Below are 10,845 nucleotides of genomic sequence, written 5' to 3'. Positions count from 1 at the left end.
TGGCCGCGGTGCCGCCCGCGGCGGCTCAGAGCGCGACGGCCTCCGCCTCGGCTTCGGTCGTCGCTTGCGCGTGCGGCGCTGTCGGCGCCGCGGCCGGCGCCGCGTACAGATCCAGCAGCAACAGGGTCACGCCATTGGTCCAGCCGAAGCCGTCCTGCAGCGCGTACTCGCCGCCGCCGCCGCCCTTGGCTTGCGCGTCCACGCCGTACTTCTCCACCAGCTTGTGCTGCTGCGCGAACAGCGCCTGCACCCGCGCCAGGAAGCGGCTGCCGATGCGCTGCGCCAGCGCGTCCTGGCCGTAGCGGCGCAGGCCGTCCACGGCGATCCACTGCAGCGGCGCCCAGCCGTTGGGTTCGTCCCACTGCTGGCCGGTGTGCAGGCGCGTGGTCGCCACGCCGCCGGGGCGCAGCAACTGCGCCTGCACGGTGTCGGCGCTGCGCTTGGCCCGTGCCGGCGATGCGACCCCGACGAACAGCGGGTACAGCGCCGCGGCGGTGACCTGGTCGCGCAGCCGGCGCTGCTGCCAGTCGTAGTCGGCGTAGTAGCCGGCATCGCTCCACAGGTGCTTGTCGATCGCGGTCTTGCGCGCGCTGGCCAGGGCCGCGTAGTCGGTATCGCAGCCGGCCGCGCCGGGGTTCTTGGCGCAGGCCAGGGCCAGGGTGCTCTCCAGGTGGTAGAGCAGGCTGTTCAGGTCGACCGGGACGATGGCGGTGGTGCGGATGCTGGCCAGGGTCTTGCGGTCGCCGAGCCAGCGGCTGGAATAGTCCCAGCCGCTCTCGGCGCCGGCGCGCAGGTCGCGGTAGACCTCGGCGGCGGGGCGGTCCTTGGCCTCGGCGGCGGTGCGCACGTCGTGCAGCCAGGCTTCCGGGCGCGGCGTGTCGCGGGCGTCCCAATAGCGGTTGAGCAGGCTGCCGTCGGCCAGCCGCACCACGTGCGCATGCGCGCTGCCCGGGGCCAGGGTCTGCGCGCCTTCCATCCAGTACGCGTATTCCTTCTGCAACTGCGGCAGGTAGCGCGCGTAGGCGGCATCGCCCTCCACCTTGGCCTGCAACTGCACCATGTGCGAGAAGAACGGCGGCTGCGAGCGGCTCAGGTAGTAGGTGCGGTTGCCGTTGGGGATGTGCCCGTAGGTGTCGATCAGGTAGGCGAAGTTGTCCAGCATCTGCCGGCTGCGTTCGTGCTCGCCGCTCTCCACCAGGCCGAGCATGGTGAAGTAGGAATCCCAGTAGTAGACCTCGCGGAAGCGCCCGCCCGGCACGACGTACGGGTGCGGCAGCGACAGCAGGCTGCTGTGGGGCGGCACGTCGACCTGGCGGCGCACCAGCAGCGGCCACAGCGCGTCGATGTGCTCGCGCAGGCCGGTGTCCTGACGGATCGCCTCGGTCTGCACCGGGCCGGATTCCTCGAAGTTGGCGGCGACGAAACGGCGCAGGTCGAAGCCCGGCTGCTGGCGCTGCGCCAGATAGTCGGCGTTGATCAGCGCCGGGTCGCGCAGCGGCAACGCGTCGACGAAGTGCTTCTGGTCGTCGAACAGCTCCTGCTGCTGCACCGCCTGGAACAGTTCCGGATAGGCCAGGTCGGGCGTCTGCGGCGGCGGTGCCGGCGCGGTCAGCGTGGTCGCGGGCGCGGCCTCCGCCATGGCGGTATCGGCGGTGCCCAGCAACAGGCCGAGCGACAGGCTCAGCAGCGGGGTGCAACAGGGAGGAGCGGCATGGCTCATGTCGGGTCCAGAGCAGGATGCGTGCGGCATGGTAAACGACCGAAGCGGAGACGGGGGCGCGCGGCCGGATCCGGTGCGTGGCCACCCGATCCTGCCCTGGCGGCCGCGCGCCGCCCGGCTCGTACCGGTGAGGGGCCGCAACGCCTGGGGGCATGCAAGAACGGGGCCGCTAGGGCGGCGTGGCTCCCGGTCGGCGGGGCAGCTTGGGGACTGCCCGCCTTGGGGCCGACTCGGCGCCCACCCGTGTCAGGGCGGGGGAGCTGCCGTCCAGCGCGCGGCGGCACGCAGCGCGCAGGTCAGGGCGTCTGCGGCCGCTGGCGGTCCTTCTCGGCGCTGAGCGCGGCTTCGGCGCGCAGGAACACCTGCCCGATCGGCTCGTCCGCCCGCGTGGCCTGGGCGTCGCCGACCAGCACGGTCAGCCCGAGCGCCTGCTGCCGCGCGGCGATCTCGCGCAGGCCGCGCAGCTTCTGCTCGGCGTCGGCGCCGTGCAGCATGACGATGAATTCCGCGCTGTCGGTCGCCCGGTCCACACTGTCGGCGGCGCCGTCGTCCTGCACGTAGCTGGCCAGGGTGCGGTCGAGTTGCTGCAGGCTGCTGCCCAGCAGGCGTTCGCTCTGCCGCTCGGCCAGCGCGGCCAGTTCCTGCACTTCCAGGATCACCATCCGGTAGCGGCCGCCGGTGCCGGAGTCCGTGTTGTCGCCAACCGGGTGCGCTTGCAGGAGCGCCTCGCGTTGACGCTGCAGCGCATCCCGGCGCGCGTCGAGCAGGCGCATGGCCGTGCGCGCCAGCGCGCGCAGGCCGTCGCGCTGGGCGTCCTTTAGTTCGCGCGGCGTGGTGTCCAGCACGCACACGGTGCCCAAGGCGATGCCCTCGTCGGTCACCAGCGGCATGCCGGCATAGAAGCGCGCGCCGATGTCGCCGCGGACCACCGAGATGTCGGCGAACCGCGGGTCGTCGGCGAGGTCGGGCACTTCCATCAGTTGCTTGGGCTCACGGATCGCGTGGTCGCACACCGCCTGGCTGCGCTCGGTCTGCGGCACCTCCAGGCCCATCCGCGCCTTGAACCATTGCCGGTCGCGATCCACCAGCGACAGCAGCGCGATCGGGGTGTCGCACAGGGCGGCGGCGATCTGCACGATGTCCTGGTAGGCGTCCTCGGGCAGGCTGTCGACGATGTGGTAGCTGTCGAGGACACGCTGGCGCTGGGCTTCATCGGTCATGGGCGGCGTCGGGTCTGGCGCGGATCGCGAGGCGCAGCACCATACCGCAGGGCGTGGCGACGTCGCGTGGACAGGCGCACAAGCGTGACGTGGTGCACGCCAAGTGCCCGATTGCCGTACGTTGGCGATCAGCCCGCAGCGCCGACGCCGAGCGCGCGCAGCTGCGTCTGTAGCGTGGCGGCGTTGTCGAGGGCGTGGCCGAGCGCGGTGTTGTCGAAGATCACCCAGGCTTCGCCCGTGCGTGGCGTGGCGGCGACGACGCGCTCGGCCAGGCCGCGCAGCGTGTCGTCGGCGTAGTCGCTGTAGTAGAGGCGTGGTGCGCCGTGCCAGCGCCAGTAGGCCGGCGCGGCCCCTGCCGGCTGCGCGGCGCTGGCAGTCAGGGTCGGGTCGGTGGCCACGCGCGCGATGTGGTGGCGCTGCCACAGCGCCTCGGCGCGTGCGTCGAACCAGCTGATGTGGCGCGGTTCGCAGGCGATGCCGCGGTGCCAGCGGCGCCGCAGCATCGCGAAGAAGGTGGCGGCGGTGCGTGCATCGAAGGCCAGGCTCGGCGGCAGCTGCACCAGCAGGCAGCCGAGCCTGTCGCCGAGATGGCCGACCTCGTCGAGGAAGGTCTGCAGCAGCGGCGCGACGCCGTACAGGCGCGCGTCGTGGGTGATGGCGCGTGGCAGTTTGGCCGAGAAGCGGAAATGCGTCGGCACGCTGCCGGCCCAGCGCTGGTAGGTGCTGGCGCGGTGGGCGCGGTAGAACGTGGAGTTGATCTCGACCGCGTCGAAGCGGGTGGCATAGCGCGCCAACTGGCTGGCGCCGTCGCCGACCAAGGCGCGTTGCGTGCTGGCGATCGACCAGCCGGCGCAGCCGATGCGGATGCGAGGAGTGGCGCCGCGGCGGGGAAAAGCGGTCGGCATCGGCAGTGGCAGGCCAGGACAGGCCTTGCGGATACCAAGCGTTGCGACCAGGCGCCGTGAAGGACAGGCGGGGCACGCCGCCTTGGCGACCCACCCGCGACCCGCGCATGCGAGGGAAGATCGATGCCTGCAGGCTGCGCCGGAGCGCAGCCTGCGCGTTCACTGTCGTCGCATGTCGCATGTCGCATCGCGCGTTGGCGTTGGCGATGGCGATGGCGATGCGTTGCGATGGCGCCGACGCCCATGCTGGCGCCGGCGCGTCGCGCATGGCGGGGCAGCCCCGCCATGCGTGTGCGGCGTTACGGCTTGGCCTTCGCCTTGACCGGCTGGCCGTCGCTGTCCAGCACCTGCACCTCGCCCAGCTTCAGCGCACGCACCGGCGCTTCGATCTGCTTGAGGTCGCCGACGATCACCCAGGTCATCGCCTGCGGCGCCACGATCTCCTTGATCGCCGCTTCCGCCGCCGGCTGGTCGACCGCTTCCAGGCGCGTCTTCAGCGTCTGCACGTAGTCGTCCGGGCGGCCGTACTGGACGATGCCTTCCATCGCGCCGAGCACCGCACCGGTGGTCTCGAAGCTGCCCGGCAGGGCGCGCACGCGCTGTTCCTTGATCTTGGCGATCTCGGCGGCGGTCAGCGGCTTGTCGCCGACCACGGCCTTGGCTTCCTTGAGGATCTCGGCGGCCGATTCGGCGGTCTTGTCGGTCTGCACCGGGGCGAAGAACAGGAACGGGCGCTGGCCGATCGCGTCGATCATGAAGCTGTTGGCGCCGTAGGCCCAGCGCTTGTCCTCGCGCAGGTTCATGTTCAGTCGCGAGGTGAAGGTGCCGCCGAAGGCGCCGTTGGCCACGCCGATCGCCAGGTTGTTCGGCGCCTTGGTCGAGGGCGCCAGCAGGCCGGCCAGGATCAGCGACTGCGGGGCGTCGTCGCGGTTGATCAGGAACACGCGCGGCTTGGGCTGCGCGGCCACCTGCGGCAGGCTCTTGGTCGGGCGCTTGCCGGCCGGGGCCTGCCAGTCGCCGAACGCGGCATCCAGCTGCGGGATGATCTTGGCCAGGGTGGTGTCGCCGGCGACCAGGATGCGCACGTTGTCCGGACGCAGCCAGTTGTTCTGGAACGCGCTCAGATCGCCCGCGGTCAGGCTCTTGATCGCCGCCTCGGTGCCGGTGCCGGTGAGCGGCACGCCGTACGGATGGGTGGGGCCGTACAGCAGCGGCGGCAGGGTGCGCAGCGCCAGGCCCTGCGGCTGGGTCTTCTCCTGCGCGATCGAGGCAAGCCACTGGCCGCGGATGCGCTCGATGTCGTCGGCCTTGAATGCCGGGTTGCGCACGATGTCGGCGAACAGCTCCAGCGACGGCGCCAGCTGGTCGTTGAGCGCGTTGAGCGAGGCGTCGCAGCTGTCCAGTTCGCAGGACACGCTGGTCATCGCGCCCAGGCGCTGGCGGCGCTGCGCCACGTCCACCGAATCCAGGTTGCGGGTGCTCTCGTTCATCAGCGCCGCGGTGAAGTTGGCGGTGCCGAGCTTGCTGCCGCGGTCGGTCGCGTAACCGGCATCGAACAGCATCTGGATCTGCGTGACCGGGATGGTGTGACGCTCGGCCAGCACCACCTCGATGCCGTTCTTGAGCTTGCCGCGCTGCAGCTGCGGGAAGCTCAGGCTCGGGAACTGGCTGGTCTCCGGCACGCCGGCCGCGCGGTCCACCTGCGACTTGCCGACGCTGTAGTTGCCCTTGGCCGGCACCTTCGGCGCGGGCTTGCCCGGGGCCGCCGGCAGCGGCTTGACCGCCTTGTCCTCGGCCGCCGGATCGAAGCCTTCCGGCGCCGGCAGCACGGTCAGCAGGTAGTCGCCCTTGCCGAACCAGGTGTCGGCGGCCTTGCGCACGCTGGCGACGGTGGCGTCCTGCGCGCGCTCAAGGTCCTTCTTGTAGGCGCCCGGATCGTTGCGGTAGACCTGGCCCTCGGCCAGCACCGTGGCCTTGCCGCCGAAGCCGCCGACCTTCTCCAGGCCGCGCACGAAGCCGGCGCGGTAGCCGACCTGCGCGCGCTGCAGTTCGTCGGCGGTGGGGCCTTCGGCCAGGAACTTCTGCAGTTCGTCGGCGATGGCGGCCTCGACCTTGGCCGGGTCCACGCCTTCCTTCACGTCGGCGGTGATCTGCAGCTGGCTGGCCAGCGCGAACGACTGCAGGCCGGCGGAGACGTCGTCGGCCAGCTTGTCGCGGTAGACCAGGCGCTGGTACAGGCGGCTGGTCTTGCCGCCGCCGAGCACGGTGGTGGCCAGGTCCAGCAGCACCGCGTCGTCGGTGCCCAGTTGCGGCGCCACCCAGGTGCGGTAGATGCGCGGCTGCGCGACGTGGTCGTGCTGCACGCCGCGGGTCTGCTTGGCCAGCGGGGTGATCCACGGCTGCTGGCGCGGCACCGGGCGGCCGGCGGGGATGTCGCCGAAGTACTGCTCGGCCTTGGCCTTGGCCTGCGCCACGGTGATGTCGCCGGCCAGCACCAGGGTGGTGTTGGCGGCGCCGTAGTTGTCGTGGAACCACTGCTTGACGTCGTCCAGCGAGGCCGCGTCGAGGTCGGCCATCGAGCCGATGGTGTCGTGCTGGTACGGATGGTTGGCCGGGAAGATGTTGGCCAGGATGTTTTCGTCGACGCGGCCGTAGGGGCGGTTCTGGCCCTGGCGCTTCTCGTTCTGGACCACGCCGCGCTGGGTGTCCAGTTCCTTCTGGCCGATCGCGCCGAGCAGGTGGCCCATGCGGTCCGATTCCATCCACAGCGCGGTGTCCAGCGCGGTGGTCGGCACGGTCTCGAAGTAGTTGGTGCGGTCGAACCAGGTGGTGCCGTTCATGTCGGTGGCGCCGACCTTCTCGAACGGCTGGAAGTAGGTGCCCTTGTGGTTCTCCGAGCCGGAGAACATCAGGTGCTCGAACAGGTGCGCGAAGCCGGTCTTGCCGGCCGGCTCGTCGCCCGAGCCGATGTGGTACCAGATGCTCACCGCCACCACCGGCGCCTTGTGATCCTCGTGCACCACCACGGTCAGGCCGTTGGGCAGGGTGAAGCGGGTGTAGGCGATCTCCGGCGCGGTCGCCTGGCCCGGCGTGGCCGCGGCCAGGGCCGACGGCGCGGCGACCAGGGCGGCGCCGGTGCCGAGGGTGAGGATGCTGGAGATCAACAGCGACAAGGGACGGAGCATGGGCCGGGCCTGAGTGTGGACAGTGCGCCAGCATAGAGGGGCGGCGGCGGCCGCGGGAACGTGACTGATGGCACACCGCGCGGCGCCGCGTGGGCGGTCGGCCTCGCGCACGGCCCGCCCGGGAGAAGGGCCGTGCGGGTGGCGTCAGGGACGCAGCGGCGCGCTCAGCGTGCGGCGCAGAACCCGAACTCGGCAGTGGCGCCCGGGGCCAGGGTCTTATTCCAGTCCACGCCACTGGCGCTGAGCGTGGTCCCCGACTGGGTCCAGGTGGCGTTCCACAGGTTGTTGACGGTGCCGCTGATCGACAGGGTGACGCTCCAGTCGCCGCTGCTGCCGCCGGTGTTGGTCACCTGCACGCGGTTGCAGTAGCCGGCGTTCCAGTCGCTGTCGACCAGCACCTTGGTGCTGAAGCTGCTGCCGGACGGCGGCGGCGTGGGCGTTCCGCCGCCGCCGTTGCCACCACCACCGCCACCACCACCGCCTCCACCATTGCCACCGCCGTTGCCACCGCCACCGCCCGTGCTGCTGCCGTCGCTGTCCCACAGCTTCTTCAGCAGGGTCACCTTGTCGGTGCGCACCGTGCTCCAGTCGTCGTTGAGGATGCCGCCGGTGTCGCCGCTGTTCGGGTTCCACGACCAGTAGAAGCCGCTGTGGATGCCCTTGCCGATCAGGTAGTCGACCAGCGCGTTCTGCCACTGCACGTCCAGCGGATTGCCCTGGCCGTACTTGCCGCCGAACTCGCCCAGCAGCAGCGCGTGGCCGGCCTGGGCGAACTGGCCGAAGTGCTGCTCCCAGATCGCCGGCATGTTGGCCGGGAAATTGGACGCGCTGAAGTACGGCTGCATGTAGACGTCCGGTCCGTACACGTGCGGGGCGAGCAGCAGGCGGTTGGCCGGGATGGCCAGCGGGGTGCAGGCCAGCGGTTCCAGGTTCTCGCCCCAGAAGTGGGCGGTGTCGCTGGAGCAGGTGGACGTGTTGGAAATGCCTTCGACCACGATCAGCCAGTTCGGCGCCGCGTTCAGCACCACCGCCGACGCGCGTTCGGCGGCCTTGTTCCAGTCGGTGGCGGCATTGCCGCTGCCCCAGGTGGCGGCGCCATGCGGCTCGTTCTTCAGATCCAGGCCGATCACCCCCGGTACCGATGCGTAGCGCTTGGCGACGAAGCTCAGATCATTCAGCCATTGCTGCTCGCTGTAGCTGCCGGTGTACCAGAGTTCGGAGATGGCGTTGCAGTCCGGGGTGTGGTGGTCGAGCAGCACATACATGCCGCGGCTGCTGAGTTCGTTGATCACCTTGTCGAGCAACTGCAGCGAGTTCAGGCCCTGCAGGTCCGGATTGCGGCTGTAGTCGATGCTGCCGGGCGAGACCGCCTGCAGCGTCTGCGGGCAGAACGGCAGGCGCACGGCGTTGAAGCCCAGGCCCTGCATCTGCGTGATCATGTCCTTCCAGTTGCGCGCCCACAGGCCGTGCACGGTGTGCTGCGAGGTCTCGAAACCGAACCAGTTGACGCCGCGCAATTGCACGGCGTTGCCGGCGTCGTCCACCACCTTGCCCTGGTCGATGGCATAGCTCCAGGCCGAGCCGCTGGCGACCACGAGCGCCGCGGCCAGCAGGCAGCGGGTAATGCGGGAATGCAGGGATCGGTTCATCGCGATGCTCCGAGGGTGGCCGGTGCGGAGTGCGCCGGCCAAGGGGGCGGATACTTGGCGGCGATGATCGGCAGTGTCCGCCATGGCGGCCGTGACTGCCGTTGCAGAAGACGGGCTTGTCCACGGATTGCGCGCAGGTGCTGTGGTGATGTCCACGAGCGCGCCGTCACCTTGGTGAAAACGCCAACGGCAGCGTCGTGGGACGCTGCCGTTGAGGTTGCGCCCCGCGCGCTGCGCGGGGCGATGGCGCCGTCTTCAGCGGGCGGCGCAGAACCCGAACTCGGCGGTGGCGCCGGGGGCCAGGGTCTTGTTCCAGTCCACGCCGCTGGCGCTGAGGGTGGTGCCCGACTGCTTCCAGGTGGCGTTCCACAGGTTGTTGACGGTGCCGCTGATGGACAGGGTGACCGCCCAGTTGCCAGTGGCGCTGCCGTTGTTGGTCACCTGCACGCGTTCGCAGTAGCCGGCGTTCCAGTCGCTGTCGACGATGACCTTGGTGCTGAAGCTGGCGCTGCCCGGGGCCGGGGTCGGCGTGGGGGTCGGAGTGGGCGTCGGCTCCGGGGTGGGCGTCGGGGTCGGAGTGGGCGTCGGCGTGGTGCCGCTGGTGTCGCCCCACAGCCGCTTGAGCCCGGTCATCTTCTCGGTGCGCACGGTGGTCCAGTCGTCGTCGAGCACGCCGCCGGTGTCGCGGCTGTTCGGGTTCCAGGCCCAGTAGAAGCCGCTGCGGATGTTCTTCTTGACCAGGTAGTCGATCAGCGCCTTCTGCAGGATCGGGTCCTGCGCCTGGTTGCGGCCTTCGTTGCCACCGAACTCACCGATCATCATGGTGTAACCGAGCTGGGTCAGCTGGCCGAACTGGCGCTCCCAGATCGCCGGCATGTTGGCCGGGAAGCTGCTGTCGCCGAAGTAGGGCTGCCAGTTCACGTCCGGGCCGTACACGTGCGGCGACAGCAGCAGGCGGTTGGCCGGCACGTTGAGCTTGGTGCAGGTCAGCGGTTCCAGGTTGCCGCCCCACCAGTAGCCGTAGCTGCTGGAGCAGGTCGGGTTGTCGGTGATGCCCTCGACCACGATCAGCCACTTCGGCGCCACCTTCAGCACCGCCGCCGAGGCGCGCTCGACCGCCTTGTTCCAGTCGGTCTTGAGGTTGCCGGTGCCCCAGGTGTTGCGGCCGTTCGGCTCGTTCTTCAGGTCGATGCCGATCACGCCCGGCACCGACGCGTAGCGCTTGGCCACGAACGTCAGATCGCTGAGCCACTGCTGCTCGCTGTAGGAGTCGGTGTACCAGAGCTCGGAGATGCCCTGGCAATCGGGCGAGTGGTGGTCCAGCAGCACGTACATGCCGCGGCTGCTCAACTCGTTGACCACCTTGTCCAGCACCTGCAGCGAATTCAGGCCCTGCAGGTCCGGGTTGCGGCCGTAGTCGATGCTGGTCGGCGCGACGCCGCGCAGGGTCTGCGGGCAGAACGGCAGGCGCACGGCATTGAAGCCCAGGCCCTGCATCTGCGTGATCATGTCCTTCCAGTTGCGCGCCCACAGGCCGTGCGCGGTGTGCGCGCTGCCTTCGAAGCCGAACCAGTTGACGCCACGCAGCTGCACCGCGTTGCCGCGGTCGTCCACCACCGTGCCTTTGCTGACGGCGTAACTCCAGGCCGAACCGCTGGCGGCCAGCAGCGCGGCGGCCAGCACGCAACGGGTGATGCGGGTGAGAGGGGACATCGACATCTCTGCAGGTCTCCGGAAGCGGGCCGGCCCCGCAGTCGGAGCGGCCCAGGTGAGGGTAGGGGCAACGGACGCCGCGCCCGGCTCGGGTGGAAGCCGGGAGGGGCACGCGGATCGGCGTGGCCACCGGATCGGCGCGGCCCCGTGATGCGCGAGCGCGGCATTAGAGCATGTTCAGATTCGTATTTGAGCGGTTTATCACAATAAATTTTTGCGACAGCGCACGTCTGGCGGGTGCCCGGCCCTCGCCGGTCCCGTGGCCGCCTCGCTACACTCGGCCGCTCATGCCTGCCGAGAGGGATCTTCGTGCAACGTCCAAACCTGTCCTTCGCGGTGCAGTGGCCCCAGTGGCGCCCCGATTCCGCCATCCGCGCGCGCCGCGGCGCCGGCGCAGCGCGGCGCGCGTGAGTCGGGATCCGCTACCGCCGTCCGCAGCGCCGGCGCCTGCCC

General features: G+C 70.4%; 6 protein-coding genes. All 6 read right to left on the bottom strand.

Features of this window, described 5'->3' with window-relative positions; all coding sequences use genetic code 11:
• Nucleotides 1-25 precede the first annotated feature (25 nt).
• The 6 genes from treA to D180_RS07800 all read right to left on the bottom strand — a co-directional run bounded on the left by treA (nt 26) and on the right by D180_RS07800 (nt 10,398).
• A complete protein-coding gene (gene treA / locus D180_RS07825) occupies nt 26-1,720 on the bottom strand; it encodes an alpha,alpha-trehalase TreA (protein ID WP_017912358.1) in 1,695 nt (564 codons plus the stop codon).
• A 296-nt stretch (nt 1,721-2,016) separates the two neighbouring features.
• Entirely contained in the window at nt 2,017-2,940 is a 924-nt protein-coding gene (locus D180_RS07820; protein WP_017912357.1) for a GAF domain-containing protein, read from the bottom strand.
• Nucleotides 2,941-3,068: 128 nt separating this feature from the next.
• Entirely contained in the window at nt 3,069-3,845 is a 777-nt protein-coding gene (locus D180_RS07815; RefSeq protein ID WP_017912356.1) for a DUF72 domain-containing protein, read from the bottom strand.
• Between the two features lie 299 nt (nt 3,846-4,144).
• Nucleotides 4,145-7,030: a pitrilysin family protein gene (locus D180_RS07810; RefSeq protein ID WP_043090626.1), complete on the bottom strand. Its 2,886-nt coding sequence runs from the start codon at nt 7,028-7,030 to the stop codon at nt 4,145-4,147.
• Nucleotides 7,031-7,194: 164 nt separating this feature from the next.
• Nucleotides 7,195-8,679, bottom strand: coding sequence for a glycoside hydrolase family 5 protein (locus tag D180_RS07805; RefSeq protein WP_017912354.1), 1,485 nt, complete (start codon nt 8,677-8,679; stop codon nt 7,195-7,197).
• Nucleotides 8,680-8,934: 255 nt separating this feature from the next.
• Nucleotides 8,935-10,398 (bottom strand): glycoside hydrolase family 5 protein, encoded by a 1,464-nt coding sequence (locus D180_RS07800; RefSeq protein ID WP_017912353.1) that lies wholly within the window; start codon nt 10,396-10,398, stop codon nt 8,935-8,937.
• Between the last annotated feature and the right edge of the window lie 447 nt (nt 10,399-10,845).

Source organism: Xanthomonas sp. SHU 166 (assembly GCF_000364685.1).
GTDB classification, from domain to species: domain Bacteria; phylum Pseudomonadota; class Gammaproteobacteria; order Xanthomonadales; family Xanthomonadaceae; genus Xanthomonas_A; species Xanthomonas_A sontii.
Note: the sequence above shows the minus strand (reverse complement) of the source record. Positions and strands in the feature narration are given on the sequence as shown.